13 protein-coding genes are annotated in these 19,395 nt (G+C 50.9%); 7 read left to right on the top strand and 6 right to left on the bottom strand.

Going from position 1 to position 19,395, the window contains the following annotated elements; genetic code table 11:
• Together C6Y40_RS17420 and istA are read right to left on the bottom strand one after the other, a co-directional pair.
• Nucleotides 1-548: ATP-binding protein (locus tag C6Y40_RS17420; RefSeq protein WP_105935681.1), on the bottom strand; the 548-nt coding region annotated here is incomplete at its 3' end.
• A gap of 15 nt (nucleotides 549-563) precedes the next feature.
• Nucleotides 564-2,084, bottom strand: a complete 1,521-nt coding sequence (istA, locus tag C6Y40_RS17415) for an IS21 family transposase (protein ID WP_105935683.1) — start codon at nucleotides 2,082-2,084, stop codon at nucleotides 564-566.
• Between the two features lie 386 nt (nucleotides 2,085-2,470).
• On the opposite strand from istA, the gene C6Y40_RS17410 reads away from it, so the two are divergent.
• Entirely contained in the window at nucleotides 2,471-4,108 is a 1,638-nt protein-coding gene (locus C6Y40_RS17410; RefSeq protein WP_105935680.1) for an acyl-CoA synthetase, read from the top strand.
• 39 nt (nucleotides 4,109-4,147) lie between these two features.
• On the opposite strand, the gene C6Y40_RS17405 is transcribed toward C6Y40_RS17410, so the two are convergent.
• The 3 genes from C6Y40_RS17405 to C6Y40_RS17395 form a co-directional block, all read right to left on the bottom strand.
• Nucleotides 4,148-4,510 (bottom strand): RidA family protein, encoded by a 363-nt coding sequence (locus C6Y40_RS17405; protein ID WP_105935679.1) that lies wholly within the window; start codon nucleotides 4,508-4,510, stop codon nucleotides 4,148-4,150.
• A gap of 15 nt (nucleotides 4,511-4,525) precedes the next feature.
• The gene (locus C6Y40_RS17400) at nucleotides 4,526-5,950 is read right to left on the bottom strand and encodes an MATE family efflux transporter (protein WP_105935678.1); all 1,425 of its coding nucleotides are present in this window, start codon (nucleotides 5,948-5,950) and stop codon (nucleotides 4,526-4,528) included.
• Between the two features lie 99 nt (nucleotides 5,951-6,049).
• Nucleotides 6,050-7,297 carry a DEAD/DEAH box helicase gene (locus C6Y40_RS17395; protein ID WP_105935677.1) on the bottom strand — a complete coding sequence of 416 codons (1,248 nt, stop codon included), beginning with the start codon at nucleotides 7,295-7,297 and terminating at the stop codon, nucleotides 6,050-6,052.
• A gap of 164 nt (nucleotides 7,298-7,461) precedes the next feature.
• Here C6Y40_RS17395 and C6Y40_RS17390 point away from each other — a divergent pair, with 164 nt between their 5' ends.
• Nucleotides 7,462-8,409 (top strand): S41 family peptidase, encoded by a 948-nt coding sequence (locus C6Y40_RS17390; protein WP_105935676.1) that lies wholly within the window; start codon nucleotides 7,462-7,464, stop codon nucleotides 8,407-8,409.
• 61 nt (nucleotides 8,410-8,470) lie between these two features.
• Here C6Y40_RS17390 and C6Y40_RS17385 read toward each other — a convergent pair whose 3' ends face one another.
• Complete coding sequence (locus C6Y40_RS17385) at nucleotides 8,471-10,279, bottom strand: DUF885 domain-containing protein (protein ID WP_205664794.1); 1,809 nt, start codon at nucleotides 10,277-10,279, stop codon at nucleotides 8,471-8,473.
• Between the two features lie 195 nt (nucleotides 10,280-10,474).
• Here C6Y40_RS17385 and C6Y40_RS17380 point away from each other — a divergent pair, with 195 nt between their 5' ends.
• The 5 genes from C6Y40_RS17380 to C6Y40_RS17360 all read left to right on the top strand — a co-directional run bounded on the left by C6Y40_RS17380 (nucleotide 10,475) and on the right by C6Y40_RS17360 (nucleotide 19,137).
• Nucleotides 10,475-11,686 (top strand): M24 family metallopeptidase, encoded by a 1,212-nt coding sequence (locus C6Y40_RS17380; protein ID WP_105935675.1) that lies wholly within the window; start codon nucleotides 10,475-10,477, stop codon nucleotides 11,684-11,686.
• Between the two features lie 102 nt (nucleotides 11,687-11,788).
• Entirely contained in the window at nucleotides 11,789-13,168 is a 1,380-nt protein-coding gene (locus tag C6Y40_RS17375; protein ID WP_105935674.1) for a YcjX family protein, read from the top strand.
• Nucleotides 13,169-13,170: 2 nt separating this feature from the next.
• The gene (locus C6Y40_RS17370; RefSeq protein ID WP_105935673.1) at nucleotides 13,171-14,076 is read left to right on the top strand and encodes a YcjF family protein; all 906 of its coding nucleotides are present in this window, start codon (nucleotides 13,171-13,173) and stop codon (nucleotides 14,074-14,076) included.
• Nucleotides 14,077-14,229: 153 nt separating this feature from the next.
• The gene (locus C6Y40_RS17365) at nucleotides 14,230-15,606 is read left to right on the top strand and encodes an alkaline phosphatase PhoX (RefSeq protein ID WP_105935672.1); all 1,377 of its coding nucleotides are present in this window, start codon (nucleotides 14,230-14,232) and stop codon (nucleotides 15,604-15,606) included.
• A 471-nt stretch (nucleotides 15,607-16,077) separates the two neighbouring features.
• On the top strand, nucleotides 16,078-19,137 hold the full coding sequence (locus C6Y40_RS17360; RefSeq protein ID WP_105935671.1) for a TonB-dependent receptor: 3,060 nt from the start codon (nucleotides 16,078-16,080) through the stop codon (nucleotides 19,135-19,137).
• Nucleotides 19,138-19,395: the final 258 nt, after the last annotated feature.

Here is a 19,395-nt window from a genome sequence, read left to right as displayed (position 1 = left end):
TCTTCATCCTGAGGGGATTTGAGAGGCTTTAAACCGAAGTCATCAATGATGAGTAGGTCTACTTTAGCTAACGTCTGGAAGCGTTTCTCATAGGTGTTCGTGGCTCTGGCTGCATGCAAGTTCGCCAGCAGTTTTGCCTGAGTAAAGAACAATACATCAATGCCTTGTTGCACAGCACAATGCCCGATGGCTTGTGCCAGATGACTTTTACCCGTGCCGCACGGCCCTGCGATCAGCACCGCCACATATTCATCAATAAATCGGCAATCGGCCAGTTCATTGATATAAGCGCGGTTCAGGTTGGGATTGGCGTTCAGATCGAAGCTTTCCAGTGTTTTATTACCTCTGAAGCCTGCACGACGCAGACGTGTGGCATACTTTTTCTGGTCGCGTCTGGCCACTTCATCCTGTACCAGTAAAGCCAGGAAGTCGGGATAACTCAGTTGATGTTCAATGGCCTCACGATTACGCATCGCTAATGAGTCCGTCATACCAGAGAGGCGTAGTTGTTTCAGTAACGGTGTGAGTTCGGGGATCGGGTTGATCATGTGTTTTTCCTTGTTTTAGTGAGGGAGAAGTTTGTTGGGATCTCGGTGGAAGCGACCACCGCCGGTGTAAACATCGCTTAACGTATCGAAGGTGCTCGATTCATCAGGGTGCTGGTCCAGTCCTTTTTCAAGGATCTGTTTGACGGCGCTGTAACGCACATTGTCGAAGGTCAGTGCGCGTAAGCAGGCGGCTTCAAGGCGCTTGTCACCGTAGCGTTTGGCAAGGCCCACAACGCCTTGTGCAGCACGCAGGTTATCCAGTACGCGGCTGGCAAACAGGCGCTTAATAAACACATGGCAGGACTCACCAATCCGCTGCGCCTGAGCCAGACAATACTGCGGATCCTGCATGTTGTAAGCTTGCGCGGCGGGCGGTTGATGTTCAGGCACCGTAGCGCGGCCACCCTGATGATGCATTCGGGCGTGCGTGGCTTTCAGCTCATGCTTTTGATAGATGCGCACCATGGTATCGCTGGCTTTCAGCCACAGTGTTTCTCGGATCAGAGTGTAAGGTACTGAGTAACGACAGTGTTCAAACTGTACGTGCCCATCACCGTGTACCTTTACTTTAGCCCAGACGGCTTGTTCTGGCGGCACTTCCGGTAGCGGACTAAGCAATGCCTGCTCGATCTCAGTGAAACGCTCAAGTGGCTGACATTTTGTGGTACCGTGCTTCCGATTACCGGCGACGGACAGCAACCAACTTTTAAGCTGTGCATTGGCATCACTGAGACTGCGAAATTCTTTTAGCGGTACGAAGCTATTTTTGATGTACTTGACGTTAGATTCCACACGCCCTTTCTTCTGCGGATCGCGCACGGGGCATGGGGCAATCAAGAAACCATAGCCTTCGGCACATTCACCATAAGCGCGCTGCACCTCAGGATCGTGATAGCAGGCCCTGGTGATGGCACATTTAGGGTTGTCGATAACGACCCGTTTGGGCACACCGTTAAACCATTCAAACGCACGACGATGGCAGGCCAGCCAGGTAGCAGTACTTTGATCGCGAATGAATTCAGCGTAGATATGCCGGCTCCAGGCCAGTGTCATGACGAAGATCCAACTCTTACGCAACTCGCCGGTCCGGGTATCCACAATGAGTGGACCCGCCCCGAAGTCCACTTGTGCGGCATCGCCAGGCGCAAACTCAATAACAGTAGTGGGAACAGGTGTTTTCTCTGCCAGCGCTTTTAGATAGCGGATCACCGACCAGTAACTGCCAGTGAAACCATATTTATCCACCAACGCCTGATGGATGGTCGTGCCTTGCACGCCATCTTGATACCACTTATCGACTTTATCGGCGTAAGGTGCAACGGATGAAGTGGTTGTCGGGTTGGGTGGCTTTTCGCCGAAAATAGTGGCGAGTTGCGTGTCGTCAGGCAGATCTTTATCCAGCTCAAGCCAGCCACGTTCAAGAGCGATACGCTTAATCGCTTTCACTTTATTACGGCCAGCGACACCACTGTCTGCAATCGCACGATTGGATTCCCCCATTCGCATTCGAACGAGGATCTGTCGGTATTGGTACATTTCAAACCTCCGGTTTGCCATGCGTATTCTCCTGACTGAAAAACAGTCAACGATACGCGAGTTAAACAGAAGTTTGAGGGGAAAATCAGGCCAAAGTGGATCTATTACGCCGCAAATCAGGTGGATCGATTACGGTGCAAATGGGGTGGATCCATTACGCCGCCAATGGAATGGATCCATAGCGGTGCCAATTAACAAGCAGTACTTTTAGGATTTCCCACGCATCATCTGTTAACATCGTTCTTGGCATAGCAACATTACGGTTAATTATTTTTGGCGAAACAATTATACCTCGTTGCTATGCCGGCTGCTTTTCATACAAAGATCAACAACCTCTAGTATGGAAGAATAAATTAAACACTTGTTTGAATGCGATAAGGATAACCATGAACCCTACACCTCATAACCCCTATGCGTTAGGACTCGATCAAACCCCAGCCAACTTTGCGGCGTTGAGCCCATTGTCTTTTATTAAGCGCACTGCTGCGGTTTACCCCAACCATCTGGCGGTGATTCACCAGCAAACCCGCCGCACCTGGGCCGAAACCTATGAGCGCACGCAGCAGCTTGCCAGCGCCCTGACAAAACGGGGAATAGGCAAGGGCGATACCGTCGCCTTTATCTCGCCAAACTTACCAGAGCTGTTTGAGGCGCACTTTGGTGTGCCGATGACCGGGGCTGTGCTCAATGCGGTCAATATTCGTCTGGATGCTGAAGCCATCGCATTTATCCTGCAACATGGCGAAGCCAAAGTGGTAGTGGTTGACCGGGAGTTTTCTGAAGTGGTCGGTAAGGCGTTGAAAATGCTAAATAAAACCCCGTTGGTGATTGATATCGACGACCCTTATTACGAAGGTGGCGAATTGATTGGCGAGATGGATTATGAAGCGTTTATCGCTACCGGCGATGCGGCGGCATATGAGTGGTCTTTGCCAGAAGACGAATGGGATGCCATTACGCTCAATTATACTTCTGGTACCACCGGCGATCCCAAAGGCGTGGTGTATCACCATCGCGGTGCTTACCTGAATGCAGTGAGTAATATTGTGTCGTGGAATATGGCGCCCCATCCGCGCTATTTATGGACGCTGCCAATGTTCCACTGCAATGGTTGGTGCTTCCCCTGGACCATTGCTGCTAATGCCGGTGTGAGCGTGTGCTTGCGCCACGTTCGCCCCGATGCCATTTATCAGGCTATTAGGGAAGACGGGGTTAATTACTTTTGCGGCGCACCTATTGTACTGAATATGCTTAACAACGCACCGGATGAGTTGAAAGCGGGCATTGAGCATAAGGTGAGCGTAATGACGGCGGGCGCGGCGCCACCGGCGGCGGTGATTCAGGGAATGGAGGAAATGGGCTTTGCGGTGACCCATGTTTATGGCTTAACAGAAACCTATGGCCCTTGTGTAGTGTGTGCCTGGCATGATGAATGGGATGCTCTGCCCATAGAAGATAAGGCCCGTAAAAAGTCGCGTCAGGGCGTTAAAGTACCCATGCAGGAAGACATCATGGTGGCTAACCCCAATACCCTGGAACCGGTGCCCCAGGATGGTAAGACTGTAGGTGAAATCTTTATGCGCGGGAATGTGGTGATGAAAGGATATTTAAAAAATCCGTCAACCACGGATAATTCTTTCGAAGGTGGCTGGTTCCATTCCGGTGATTTGGCCGTCTGGCACGAAGACGGGTATGTGGAAATTAAAGATCGTTCTAAGGACATCATCATCTCTGGTGGCGAAAACATCTCCAGTATTGAGGTGGAAGACGTACTGTATCGCCATCCGGCCATCATTGAAGCTGCTGTCGTGGCGCAGCCAGATGAAAAGTGGGGAGAAGTGCCTGCTGCGTTCATTAAACTTAAAGATGGTATGGAGGTGAGTGCAGAAGAAGTCATTGAATTCTGCCGCAATAATATGGCACGTTTTAAAGTGCCTAAGAAGATTGTGTTTGGCGAATTACCTAAAACGTCTACCGGAAAGATACAGAAGTTTGTGTTGCGCAATCAGGTTAAAGAAAGCTGATTCGGGCTACCGGTGCGGCATTTGCCGCGCCGGATAGGCTCATAAATACGCTTCGCCGGCGGCTACGGTAAAGGCCATTTCAACTAGCCAGTCGGGATCGGCAAGTTCAACTTTTACGCACGCCCGGCTGGGTGCTGTGCCCTCGTCAAACCAGGTGTCCCATACCGCATTTAATCGGTCAACCAGGCTAAAGTCGGTAATATAAATGGTCACGCTTAAAATACGCGATTTATCGCTGTCGATTAACCCCAGAGAGGCCTCTGCCTGTTCAAAAATAGCGCTGACCTGACCTTCAATTTCCAGTACTTCGTTGGTTTCAGGCACTTCAACAAAGTTGGCAATGCCGTTAAAAACGGTGATGTCTGACCAACGCTGAGTGGGGTTTATACGGTGTATTTTCATGGTGGTTTCTCTGGTTTAAGGATAATACTGATCTTCGGATTCGCGCAGGGTTTCTTCGGTCACCTGTAGCACTTCCTGTTTCTGACTGGTGAGTCGGGTGTGTTTCCAACTGCCCCGGGCCAGCCAGCAAATACTCACAATACCAATCAGGATATTGGTGGCGGCAAAGGCCCACCAAATGCCGGTTTTACCCAAGGCCGTGTGCTTCGATAAAATAAACGCAATAGGGAACAGGAACATCCACTGCGACAAGAGCGACAGCACCATGGCATTGATCATGTTGCCGGAAGCCCTGAAAGCACCGGTAATGCATACCTGCACGGCCATACCGCCCCAGGTGAGCGCCATTACCTGAACAAACTCCGCGCCGGTGGCAATCACATTGGGTTGCTCAGGAACGAAAAAGGCGATGATTTGCGGGGCTGTAAAGAAGCATAATGTGCCAACCAGGGTTAGCGCAACAAAGCCCCAGGTTGCCCCGGTAAAAGCGGCCTGAGAAGCGCGCTCAATTTGCCCTGCGCCGAGGTTTTGCCCCACCAGCGTGGAAATAGCCATGCCCAGGCCGAGAGCCGGAATGGTGACAAACATCAAAATGTTATTACCGACACCATAGGAAGCAATCGTGACGGTACCGAAACTGGCCACAAGGAACGACATGATAATTTGTCCAAGCGCCCGTGCAGAGAGATCGACCGAGCCGGGAATGCCAAGGAAGAAGGCGCGGCGAATGTAGCTGTAATCCGGAATAAAATAGCGCAGTCGCACATGAATACCATGGCGACCTTTGAGTAAAATGCCGATGCCGATTAATGCCGCAATGGCCTGGGTAACTAAGGTGGCCAGGGCCGCACCGGTTACGCCCAGGCCTGGCATGATGCCGTAACCAAAGATAAACAGCGGGTCGAGCACCAGGTTTAGCATTACGGTACCAAGCACAATCAGGAGTGGAATACGCACCTCGCCAATGCCGCGCATTAATGCCTGAAACATGTTGAAAGTAAACACAAAGATCACGCCGATGAAAGACACATGCATAAAGCTCAGGGCGTTGCTGTAAACCTCGGGTTCGACTTTCAGCAGGGTCAGAAAATGGGGCGATAACCAATATCCGCAGGTACCCAGTATTGTAGACATTACCAGTACCATCAATAAGGTTTGGGCTGAGACTTTGTCGACCTCCTCTCTTCGCCCGGCGCCCATATACTGAGCGGCCAGTGTGGCACCGGCCATGGCAAGCCCGGCACCAATAGCGATCACCAAAAAAGTGACCGGCATACTGATCGACACGGCGGCAACTTCCGCCGGGCCCAGTCGGCCTACCCAAAACGCATCGGTGAGCTGATAGGCAGACTGTAAGAGCTGGCTGATCACGATGGGTATGGCGAGTGACAACAGCGCTTTGTGAATGGGGCCGGTGAGCAGTTGTGATGAATGGGTCATGAGTGCTCCGCAACTAAAGACGCGCTATGGTACCCCGCAACCGGGCAAAAAACACGGCCGCCAAACCTGCGGATTTGGCATTTTATATATTCAAAAGCCTTAGCGGCGGCGCCGCTTGCCGGCCTTTCCTTTGTTGCCGGTTTGGCCAAGGGCATTCGCGCGCAGAGACTTTTTCGACGGTTTGCGCCGGGTGTTCCCCGCGCTTTCCTGTGCTGCTGGGTTGGGCTCAAAACCTTCCACCCACTGAGGGATAAAATGTTCGCCGGTGAGCTTTTCAACGTCTTCCAGCAGGTACTTCTCTTTATGGGAAACCAGCGATACTGCCAGCCCGGCTAAACCGGCCCGGCCAGTGCGACCAATGCGGTGGATATAATCCTCGGCGTTATAGGGCAGCTCATAGTTAATGACGTACTGTAACTGCTGGATATCGAGGCCCCGGGCAGCCACATCGGTGGCAACCAGTGCACGAACCTGGCCGGTTTTAAACGCCTCCAGGGCGCGTTCGCGTGCGCCTTGCGCTTTGTCACCATGAACGGCCGAGGCGGTGATACCGTCTTTACCAAGCTCTTTAGCCAGGGCATCCACCGACTGCTTGGTACGGGTAAAAATGAGCACCTGTTGCCAGTTGTTGGCACCAATCAGGTAAGCCACCAGAGCCGCTTTTTTGTGACTGTCCACTTCATAGATGCGCTGTTCAACTTTTGCGGCAGTGGTGTTCCTTTCGGCTACTTCAATTAGCGCCGGATCCTTTAGCAGAGTGTTTTTGAGGGCAAATACCTCATCGTTAAATGTGGCACTGAAAAACAGCGTTTGGCGCTCTTCTGGCAGGTAGCGGAGGATGCGCTTAATATCGATAATAAAGCCCATATCCAGCATCCGGTCGGCTTCATCGAGTACCAGCGTTTGCAATGTGCTCAGGTCAATAAGCTGCTTGATAACCAGTTCCAGTAACCGCCCGGGGGTGGCTACCAGTACCTCACAGCCATGCTTCAGTGCTTCAATCTGCGGGTTAATACTCGCTCCGCCATAGGCCACAACGGAGCGCATTCCGGTACCCTGGCTATAGGCAACAAAGCTCTGATGCACCTGCTGAGCAAGCTCGCGGGTTGGGGTAAGTACTAATACCCGAATGGCTTTTGAGGTGCCTTCGTCAGCCAGATATCGTTGAATTAACGGTAATGCAAAGGCCGCAGTTTTGCCGGTTCCGGTTTGGGCCCCGGCCAGCACGTCGCGCCCGGCTAACACCTCGGGAATGGCAGCCTGTTGAATGGGCGTAGGCGCTTGATAGCCAAGCTCGTCAAGGATGGCTAACAATTGGGTTTGCAGCCCGAGGTCGGAAAAACGCATAACTTACATCGCTACTGATTACAAAAGACGGCGCTATTGTAGCACTTTAACGATTGGCAGCTTAGCTGTAGTTTATAACCTGATACCTGTTTTTATTCACCACGCATTGAAAGCGGGTATTTGAGACCAATTTATAGGATAGGCAACTATAAAGGAATAAGCCGGTGACCTTCGCTAAACGCGTTTTACTTTTGGTATTCATTTTACACCTTGGCGGGCTAATCCCGGCAGGGGCACCCGCATTTGCGGCGGACGAGCCGATACTTTCCGAACAGGAAGTGCAAGGCGCGGTTACTCAACTCATTAGTGTGGTTGAGAAAGATTATATTCGTGAAGACGTTCGCCAGGACACGGTGGAATTACTAAGCAATGCGCTGCAGAGAGGTGAACTGAACGGTTCGTTTTCTTTTGGCCGCCTGAAAATCAAACTGGAGTCTCTGCTTTACTCAGTAAGTCAGGATTCCAACTTCGAACTGCACTGGCAGTCCGGGCTAAACGGTACCGCGATGGCGAGTGATGAGCTGCCCGGCGCGCTTCAAACGCAAATGCTCGAGGGCGATATTGGCTACCTGGCTGTTGATGGTGATTTATTTGATGAGCAGTGGCGGGCAGAAATGGATAAAGCCATGGCGTTTTTATCAGACAGTCAGGCCATAGTGATCGATCTCAGAAGTGCCGGCATGAGCTCATTGCCGCTCTCGCAACATTTTCTGAGTCATTTTATGCCGGTGGGGCCGCCGCTATCGATGGTCACTCTTGCGCACCAGCAAAGTACGCCTTTGTTGGCGCAGCTAGTGGCGAGCCCTGTTAGCACTGATAAGCCTGTGTTTATTGTTACGTCGCCTTTTATTGCCGGGTCCTGGGAGTTTGTCGCCTTCACATTGCAGCAAGCCGACCGGGCAACGATAGTGGGCATGCCAACCCTTGGCCTGGGTTATATGACAACCGTAGAGCAACTGAGTGAGCATTTAAGCCTGGTGATGGCTTACGCTGAGCTGCAACATCCACAAACCGGCGACAGCTGGAAAAACAGCGGCGTTATACCGGATGTACAAACAGACGCTGACCAGGCAATGTCTTTAGCGCTTAAGCTGGCAACCGAGGCGTTATAAATAAACAGAAGTTTGCTGATCTAAACAGGGCATAAGTATTTATGCCCTTTCTTACCTAATGTTAACCCGCCGGGTAAGGCGATGGGCCGCCTTCGGCAATAAACTTATCGACTCGCTCTTCCAGTACTGCAAGAGGCACTGAGCCCATTTGCAGGATCATGTCGTGGAAGTTGCGAATATCGAATTGCTCACCAAGGGCTTTTTCTGCTCGTGCGCGGTGTTCAACAATGGCCATCTGACCAAGATAGTAAGACAGCGCCTGCCCGGGCCAGGCAATGTAACGGTCTACTTCGGTGGTGATTTCATGAATCGACAGCGCGGTGTTCTCTTTCATAAAGTCCTGCGCCTCTTTCCGGGTCCAGCCCTTGGCGTGGATACCGGTATCAACCACCAGGCGAGCTGCTCGCCACATCTGGTAACTGAGCATGCCAAACACCTCATAAGGCGTATGGTAAAGGCCCATTTCTTCACCTAATAATTCGCTGTACAGCGCCCAGCCTTCACCGAAGGCTGAAATATAGCTCTTACGGCGGAACTCAGGGATGGCGTCGTTTTCCAGTGACAGAGGCATCTGAAATGCGTGGCCCGGTGCCGATTCATGCAGAGTGAGTGCTGGCAGGGAATACAGCGGGCGAGAGGGCAGATCATAGGTATTTACCCAATAGGTGCCCGGACCGCCACGGCCAGCGGTATAAAACGGCGCAATATCGTCTGGTACTTTAATAATGGCAAAGCGCTTACGTGGCAGATGACCAAACCACTGGTCCGCTACGCCATCAAATTCCTTGGCCGTCCATGCAGCGCGGTCTAGCAGTGCCTGTGGTGTATCAACATAAAATTGTTTGTCAGTGCGCAGGAAGGTTAAAAAGGCCTGCAAGTCGCCGTCAAAGCCAACCTCAGCCATTACTTCGTGCATGCGCTGGCGGATCTTGGTGACTTCATCCAAACCAATCTGATGGATTTCCTCGGCACTCAGATCCAGCGTCGTGTACTTCTTAATTTGCGCCTGATAATAGGCTTTGCCATCGGGCAGGTCATAACCAGCAATCGAAGGCTGGGCATTAGGAATGTAGTCTTCCTGTAAGAAGGTCAGCAATGTCTGATGAGCCGGAATAACATAGTCGTCGATAGCGGCTTTGGCTTTGGCCTGCAGTTGCGCTTGTTTTTCCTCACTTAAACGGGAAGGCATTTTCTTAAACGGCTTGAAATACATGTTCTCCGCGCCTTTTGCCTCGATCACCGATATCACTGAGGCATCGCGGCCCTGTAACGAAATCTTCGGTAACGTGAACTTACGCGCCAGGCCAAGCTTCATATTGGCGATTTGCTGATCGAAGTAGCGCGGCATGTCTTGCAGCCACTGTATGTAGTTCTCGAAATCCTGCTCGCTATGAAAAGTTTCACGAGTGATATAAGCCAGGTTGCTCCAGAACGCGGTATCACCCAGTAAGGGCTTTTCGTAGGTTTTAAACTGCTGGTCGGCAATCAGGTTTTCAATTTGCAGGCGATACACCGCGTAATTGATTTGATTGGTTTGTGATAAGGCTTCTACGTCGATAGCGTCCAGCTGCGCCAGGGTCTCCTGCCAACGTGCAAGGCGTTTTTGCTGGGTAGCAATGCTGACATCCGGCAGGCTCGACGGCGCGCTGGTGGTATTACTGTTCTCATCGGTAGCGTCTTTATTCTGGCGCCACGCCCACTCTGCCTCATACAGCGCTTCAAAGCGGCTGTCGGCGTTATTCTGAACCACACTGGTGCCAGCTGACGGCGACGATGTGGAAGAACACGCCGTAATACCGATGGCTGAGCACGCTATTATTACCGATAAAGCTACTATTTTTATTGGGTGGGGGGATTGAGCTGTGAGCACCAGAGTCTCCTGTTGTTGTTATATCCGGATTGTAATAAGTCTATCGTATTTTGCTTATACTGCCTTAGCCAGTTGAATTGAGCGAGGATAAACCGCCAGGTTGACAGTCTGCGTAGACCAGCTTCGCAGCGGCTGTCTGTCGGGAAAATGGTGTATAAGGTATAGTGTGCCGGTATTTTCAGACAGGAGTAAATCATGCAAACAGGTATTGGCGGTAAGAGCCAGGAAGCCGCGCTGGCCGCGCTTTCAGATATGACGGCAGACACTCAGCTGATAACGCATAGTGAACACCTGGCCCGTATCGACAAAGCGCAACGCTATATGCGTGAGCATCAGATTGCGGCCATCTATCTGAATGCCGGCACTAACTTAAGTTATTTTACCGGTATGGACTGGTATGCCAGCGAGCGCCTGGTAGGCGCTATTCTGCCAGCCAGCGGTGATGTCGTTTATATTGCTCCTTTATTTGAGATTGATTCTCTGTCGGAGCGTCAGGTGATTGCCGGCGACATTGTGGGATGGCAGGAGCATGAAAGCCCCTATGAGCTGGTCGCCGAAGTATTAAAGAATGCCGGATTAAGCGGCGGTGATATTCTGGGCGTGGATGAAGCCACGGCGTTTTTTATTGTCGATGGTTTTAATAAAGCCATGCCGGATCTCGAAATCATTAACGCCAGTGGCGTGACAGCCCATTGCCGAATGCATAAATCGGCCAGCGAGCTGGCGCTTATTCAGCGTGCTATGGACATGACACTGGCAGTCCATCAGGCCACCGCCAGCATCTTGTATGAAGGGATCACCACCACCGAGGTCGAACAATTTATTCACCAGGCCCATAAAAAAGTGGGTGCCAGCGGTGCTTATTTTTGCATTGTATTGTTCGGTAAAGCCACGTCTTTCCCCCATGGCGTCAAAGACCCTCAGGTGTTGAAGAAAGGCGACCTGGTACTGATTGATACCGGTTGTAAGTTACATGGCTACCTGTCGGACATTACCCGCACCTATTCCTTTGGTGGGGGCAGCGAAAAACAGGCCCGCTTGTGGCAGGCCGAAAAAGACGCGCAACTGGCGGCGTTTGCCGCGGCAACCAATGGCTCGCCCTGCGGTAACGTGGACGCCGCAGCCCGGGCCAGTCTGGAAAGGGCTGGTCTTGGGCCTGATTACGATTTGCCGGGATTACCCCATCGTACCGGCCATGGCATCGGCATGGATATTCACGAATGGCCTTATCTGGTAAAAGACAATCCGCAGCCGTTAGCGCCGGGGATGTGCTTCAGTAATGAACCCATGATTGTAGTGCCGGGCGAGTTTGGGATCCGTCTGGAAGACCATTTTTATATGACAGAAGACGGCCCGCGCTGGTTTACCCAACCGGCCCACTCTATCGAAAACCCCTTTGGGCTATAACTGTAACAAAGTGTGGCAAAAGCTTGATATTGATTGCAAAGCCACCCACGTTAAGTAATACATATCAGGGATATAGCAGTATACAAGGGCGGGAGGAACACCATGCGAAACTTGCTGGACAGTGTGCTTAAACCGGTCAGGCGGGCGTCTGATGCCGGCTCGGCACAATTTGCCGAATGGTTTATGCAGTCCCGCCACCGTTTTACCATTACCGGCTTAAGCCGCAGTGGTAAATCCATGCTGTTTACCAGCCTGATGACTATTTTAAAGTATCGCAGTGAACAGCAGTATCAGTGCCTGCCGTTGCTGCGTTACCTGCCCATGGATCTGGTAGAAAATATGTGGGTGGAGCCTCTTGGCGACCTGCCTGAATTCCCGGTAGAAGAGCACATGGCGGCACTGGGAAAAGGCAAATGGCCGCCGGCTACCGAATCGGTAGCGGGGTTTCAGTTAACCGTGCGGCTGCGCCAGACCCACGGTGTTAAAAAGTACCTGCTGCCATTCACCGATATCGTATTTGAGTTTATTGATTACCCAGGCGAGTGGCTTACCGATTTACCCATGCTGGATAAAACCTTTACTCAATGGTCGGACTCCGCCTGGGCGCAGCAAATGAACGAGCCGCAGAATCAGTTTGCTAAAGACTGGCATGAAGCGGTGAGCGGTTTTGATTTTGAACAGCCGCCAACGCCCGATGCGATTAATCTACTGGTCAGTAAATACCGCGAATACCTGCTGGCTGCCAAAGCCCAGGGCATCTCCATGTTACAACCGGGCAGTTTTCTTATTCCCGGTTCTGGCTTCGACTGGCAGGAGTACGGCTTTACGCCTTTGCCGTCGAGGATTAGCAGTGATTTATCCAGCCCGTGGACCCAGCGCTTTACCCATCATTTTGAGGTGTTCCAGAAAAACTGGCTGGCGGCATTGAAGCAAAGCACGTTTCGTGAGACCGATAAGCAGATCATTCTGGTGGATTTATTCGAAGGTTTAAATCACAGCAAGAGCCATTTGTATCAGCTTCGTGAGACGTTAAGCAATCTGGCGCAAACCTTTGTTTATGGGGATACGGGCTGGGTGCAACGTCATCTGTTGCGCCAGCAAAAAATTGCCAAAGTCGCCTTTGTTGCCACCAAAAGCGATCTTATTCCCACGGCCCAGAAAGACAACCTGCTGGCGCTGCTTAAAGATGTCACCCGGGGCGCAACGGCCCAGCTGGATAAAGACGACATTCAGTTTGAACACTTTTTAGTGTCGGCCATTCAGGCCACCGATGCAGGTTCAAATGAGCAGGCGCTGCGCTACGTAAACAGTGAAGGGCGATATATGGAAGCGACCTTCGAGCCCTTACCAGACTCGCTGAAAGCCATGCCTGCTGATGAACATTACCCGGCGTTGCCGGCTGGCGTGCCCAAGGATCATCTGGCGCGTATTTTAAATGGCAATGGCCTGGACAGGCTGTTTCAGTATCTACTGGAGGACTAACCGTGAGCACCACAGAAAAAACCTATCGCTCCAAAGTCACGCAAACGGAAATTGATATGCAGCCGCCGGATCATGCCATGCCGGCTAAACGGGAGGCGGAGCCGTTAACGATTGTTGAACCAGACAAGGGCTTTTCTGCTAAGTGGCTGGCGCTGCTTTCCGGTATCGGCTGTGTGGTGGGTTTCAGCTTATTCGAGGCGGTTACGTTTATTGAAAGTAACTTTGCTTCCTCGCCGGTCGCCACTTCGGTGCTGGCCGCAGTGTTAGGGGTATTTGTGCTAAGCGTATCGTTCATGACCCTCGGCGAGGTGCGGGGCTATCGCAAGGTGACTCAGTTTATTCATCGCCGGCCAAAACTATCGGAGCTGGCGCGTAATGACTCCAGACAGGCAACGTTGGATGCTCTGCAGTTACATGCCAGCCAATTTACTCGTCATAGTTATGCCGAGCAGTGTTACAAGCATTTTACCGGGCTGTTAAAGGCCGACCACTCCAGTGCCGAGATTGTGGCTATGTACCGCCAGTTTGTGGCACAGCCGATAAAAGCCAAAGCCAGTGAAGTAGTGAAAAAGGAATCCATGGCCAGTGGCAGCATGGCGTTTATCAGCCCGAATCATTTAATTCAATCGCTGATGATTTTATGGATAAGTATGCGCACTATTAAGCGGGTGGCCAAAGTGTACGGCCTGCGTCCGGCCACCGCCGGAAACTGGAAACTAATGAAAATCCTTGCCCAGAACCTGGCTGCCCAAAGTATTTTTGATTTAGCTACCGATGAGATGACTAATCAGCTGAGCGGTTCGCTGGCCGCCAAGTTAATGGAAAACTCAGCCGAAGCCGTGGCAGCCGGGGCCCTGAATGTTCGGCTCGGTAAAACCCTGATGCGCTTGCTGGAAGAAGAAAAGTAGCCATCGGTATGGCGCGTTGTTTATCGGCAAAATTAGCGTACTGGGCGTTTACGTTGTTGTCTGGAAGGAACCAACACCCATTTTGTCATTCTAAAGACCGGTTACCGAAGTAGCATAAAAAACAACAATGGCCGTGCAAAACAAAGGAACATCATGATTACACGACGACAGTTTACCGTCGCCTTAGGAACACTGGCAGCTGCCGGTATGTCAGGCGGCCTTTTCCGACAGCCTCTGGCTGCCACCAATATTACCATGAAGACCAGCGCCGGTTATGGCCCGCTGATTAACGATCCTGAAGGCATCCTGGCCTTACCCGAAGGCTTTTCTTACCAGGTTTTATCCTCTTTCGGCGATAAGATGGATGACGGCCTGCTGGTACCGGATCGCGCCGACGGGATGGGCTGTTTGCCTCTGGATGAAAACCGGGTCGCATTGATCCGTAACCACGAATTACAGCCTAAGCATTTAACCGAATTCGGGCCCGGCCAACCCGCGCCGTTTAAATCTGCCCTGGCATACGATAACAATGCACGTAATGAAGCCTTGCCTGGCGGCACCACCACGCTTGTTTACAATACCAAGACCGGCAACAAAGAGCAGGAATATCTGAGCCTGATAGGCACGGTACGAAACTGTTCTGGCGGTGTTACTCCCTGGGGTAGCTGGCTCACGTGTGAAGAAAGCGTAGATACACCCTCTGATGATGGCAATAAATACCATGGTTACGTATTTGAAGTCCCTGCTACCGCTAACGGGCTGGTTGAGGCTAAGCCGCTTAAAGCGTTAGGCCGGTTTAACCATGAAGCGGCCTGTGTGGACCCCGAAACCGGTATCGTCTATCTCACCGAAGACCGTGGCGATAGTTTGCTGTATCGCTTAATCCCCAATGAATACGGTAATCTGGCCGCTGGTGGTAAGCTGCAGGCGATGGCTGTAAAGGGCTACCCAAAGTTTGACTCGCGTAACTGGAGCAAACGTGAAATGCCTGTGGGTGAGTGGCTGGATACTACCTGGGTGGATATTGCTTCGCCCGACAGCGCCGAAGATGACTTGCGTAAGCAAGGGTATCAGGCCGGTGCCGCTTTGTTTGCCCGCGGCGAAGGCATTCACTGGGCCGAAGACCGGTTGTATTTCTGCTGTACTAATGGCGGGCACAAAAAGCTGGGGCAGGTTATGGCTTACAAACCTTCTGCTTACGAGGGCAGCCCGGGTGAAAGTGATGCGCCGGGTGCTTTGCAATTATTTGTTGAGAGTGCTGACAGCCAACTGCTTAACTTCGGTGACAACCTTACGGTTACGCCCAATGGCCATTTGATTATTTGTGAAGATCAGTATACCGCCATTGTGGATAATCATTTAAGAGGTGTAACGCCAGCCGGCGAGGTTTATCCTTTTGCACAACTGGCCCTGCAAACTGAGCTGGCCGGGGCGTGCTTTTCGCCTGACGGCAAAACACTGTTTGTGAACCTGTATTCACCCACCAAAACCCTGGCGATCTCGGGCCCCTGGAATCACCTCAATAGTTAACCTTTCAAAACGCGGCAGCCAACCCGGCTGCTGTGATAAATTCGGAATAATTTTAGTCAGTTTATTAGGAATAATTAATATTTTATTCCTGTCAATAGCCTATTCCTGCGTAATAATTAATCACGTTTACGAATAATGATGCGCTGATTAACCCCGCAATGATATAAATAAATTTCTTTTTTTACTTGTCGTTATAATTTTAAGCTTATGAATTTATTTGGTTAAATTTTGTATTGTCAGTTATTTTTTCATGAGTTTTCGACATGTACGGGATTCCGGACAGGAAGTTTTGTATTAGAGCAGAATAAATAAACGCTTTGAGCAGAAAATTATTCTTGATTTGGGATAAAATATTTCAAAAAATATGAATAATTAGAAAAAATTATTCTTGACGTGTGGTCGTGCTGTGGGTTAAATGTTGACCATAAGCGGTAATTTAGCCGCACTAAAAACAGCAAAAGGGTCACACTCATGAATAACGAACTCACGTCAATCAAGGCGAAATTTGTCGGGCAGTATCTGTCTGGTCAGATTCGTCAGGCAATTCGTCAATCCTGGAAAAACCGTTCAACCTCTACTGCTGCCGTTATGTTTGCCGGTGCAGTGGCTGCGGGTATCTGCGCACCCGTTCAGGCTCAGCAAATTACCGGGAGTATTAAAGGTACGGTTACGGCGCCAGGCGGTGATGTAGCAGTAAGTGGTGTTCAGGTCGTTGTAACTAGTGATGTGATGCCCAAGCCGCGTACGGCAACTACCCGTCCTGACGGTACATTTACGCTGCCTTACCTGATCCCGGGCAATTACGATATTACTTTCACTTTCCCGGACGGTTCGGTACGTAAAACCAATACCACGGTACTGCTGGAACAGGCGTCGATCGTTAATCTTGCGTTTGAACCCATGCAGGCTGAACGCATCGAAGTATATGGCACTGCTATTGTTACGGAAGGTGACTCGGCGTTAACCAACTCCTTTGGCGAAGACGTTATTGCCAATATGCCCATCGGTCAGTCTTACCGCGACATGCTGAAAATTCTGCCTGGTGTGGAATACAGCGAAAACGGTGTGCTTGGCCCATCAGCCGGTGGCTCTGGTGTTGATAACAGTTATGCGCTAGACGGGGTGGACCTGTCGTTACCGATGTTCGGTAACTTATCGTCTGAGCCTGCCACTCACGATATCGCTTACGTGTCGGTTGACCGTGGCGGTGCCAAGGCGATTGGCTTTAACCGTGCTGGTGGTTTTGCGGTTAACTCGGCGACTAAATCGGGAACTAATGAATTTCACGGCAGCCTGGAATATCGCCTGCAAAACTCTGGTTTTACCTCAACGCCTGTAGATGGGGTGATCAGTGATGTGGACCGTAGTTGGATTATCGCCTCTGTAAGTGGCCCAATTCTTAAAGATCAGTTGTTTTTCTATGGGTCATATTTCCGCCCTGAAGTCACCGGTGACAATAAAGTTACTGCCTATGGTCCAACAAAGTCTTATGAGAATACACGTGATGAGTATTTCGGTAAGCTCACCTGGGCCCCAACCGAAGATATTTTGTTAAATGTTAGCCAGCGCGTTTCAGATCGCCAGGAAGTGGGCGGCTCTATTGGTGAATTTGAAACAGACAGTGTGTCGCTGGGTTCTGAATCACAAATTAAGATTACCGCCGTAGATGGTTCATGGTTACTGGGCGATACTTCAAGTTTGAATTTTAAGTATGCCAAATACTCTGAAGACGGTAGTTCACGTCCGGACGTTGAATTAGGTTTCATGCCCGTACTCGGTGATTCCCTGGATATCAATAATCTCGACCAGATGGGTTATTTTGGTGTTCCAAGCTTACGTGACTACCCGGATGGCGCAACTGCTGAAGAAATTGCCGCTATCGATGCCTTTAATGCCTCAGCTGCACCGTTAATTGCTCAGTATGGTTATGTGGGCGATAACGGTGAAACGTCAGGTGGTGGCGGCGTAGGGGCATACTCTACGATTAATAATCAGGATTTCGCCCGTGAGTCTTTCCAGGTAGGTTTCGATACTGAAATCTATACCGGTGACATGACGCATTTCCTGCATTTTGGTGCACGCTGGTCTGAACTGGAAGAAGACTTGTCCCGCCTGTCTAATGGCTGGGGTTCAATCAGCTACATTGGAGGCTTAGGTGCAGACGGTGGTGATACGGATTTAACCAACGCATTTTACGAAGCGTCTATCCAGCAAATGAGTCTGGTACAGGACGGCAGCTCAGTATCCTCGATCACTTCCTATGCAGAGTCGATTGATTTTGAAATCAATGACGAAATCGAACACGGTGATTTTACCTACAATATCGGCGTTATGATCAGTCGCGATACATTTTATGGTCAGGGGCTGCGTAAAAACAGTAGCAATATATCAGGCTACGAGTTAGCGCCGGGCGAGAAATACGAAATGTACAAAACCGACTGGAAAGACATGATCCAGCCGCGTTTGGGCGTGACCTGGGAATACGAAGAATCCGCTACTGTGTTTGCTAACTATGCCAGCTACAACCCGAATGCCAGCTCACTGGCGCGGGCGGCTTCCTGGGACCGTAATACCCGTAGAACCCTGTTAGTTCGTTTTGATGAAAACGGTGACTTCGTGGATGCTGGTGGTGCGCCAGGTTCGTCAGGTAAGTTCTTCGCCGATAATATGCGTCCGCGCCGCATTGACGAATTTACTATTGGTACTACCAAAATGGTGACCAATGAGCTGTTCGTACGCTCTCACTTACGTTATCGCTACGGTAGTCACTTCTGGGAAGATATGCCTAACGGTGCTCGCTTGTACGGTGACTACGGAGACTTTGGTGGTGTACCGGCCAATATTGCAGAAAAAGGCCTGTATATTCCTAATCTCGACGCCATGCGAGATGAAGTAGGCGGTTCGTCTTATGTCATTGCTGAAGTCGATGGCGGCCAGACTAAGTACTGGGAATGGAGTATTGAGGGTGAGTACCAGAATGATAAGTGGTATGTCAATGCGTCTTACGTGTGGAGCCACTACTACGGTAACTTCGACCAGGACAACACCACTGCCGGTAACGATGCCAACACCTTTATCGGTTCATCTTTCTATGGTGACGGCCGCGGCCGCATGGTATGGGATAACCGCTACGGTAATATGATTGGTGATAAGCCGCATAAAGTAAAAGTGATCAGTACCTATACAGCTGACTGGGAAGGTGTGTTTGGCGCTTACTTTGTGTTCCAGTCGGGCGAAGCCTGGACGGCGTGGGACGGTACGCCCTACGGCTATTCATCAGGCACCAGCCGTTTTGCTGAACCGGCAGGGGGTCGTCGTGGTGCCAGCCACTGGCAGGTGGATTTAAGCTATACGCAAAACTGGGAATTTGTTGAAGGTTATACTGCGCGTTTCCGTGCTGATATCTTTAACGTGTTCGATAAGCAAACGGGTTATTCCTACAACCCATATGTTGTCGACGAAAACTTCGGCACCCCACGTCAATACTACAATCCACGCCGTATCCAGCTGGCTGTAGGCGTGAAGTTCTGATTTCCGTATAACCTCGTTGACTCACGACGGTTGAGCCACCTCTTTGAGGTGGCTTTTTTGTTTTGTGCGCCGGGCATGGCGCGTAGTGCGAAAGCACTGTTCGATTCATTGTGGTGGTGAGTCGATGACTTGGAGGTGAAAGTCCTCTGCACACCCGGCAAGGGGAAGTGCTAGCCGAACGGCAAGGGTGTTCATCGCGAGGTGAAATCTGAAGGAAGCCGAAGGCAAAATGCTGGCCTGACGAACAGGAAGCGGTTT

This window comes from Marisediminitalea alba (assembly GCF_002993365.1).
In the GTDB taxonomy this organism is placed as follows: domain Bacteria; phylum Pseudomonadota; class Gammaproteobacteria; order Enterobacterales; family Alteromonadaceae; genus Alteromonas; species Alteromonas alba.
The sequence above is the reverse complement of the archived record's forward strand: the minus strand, read 5'-3'. Positions and strand labels throughout refer to the sequence as shown.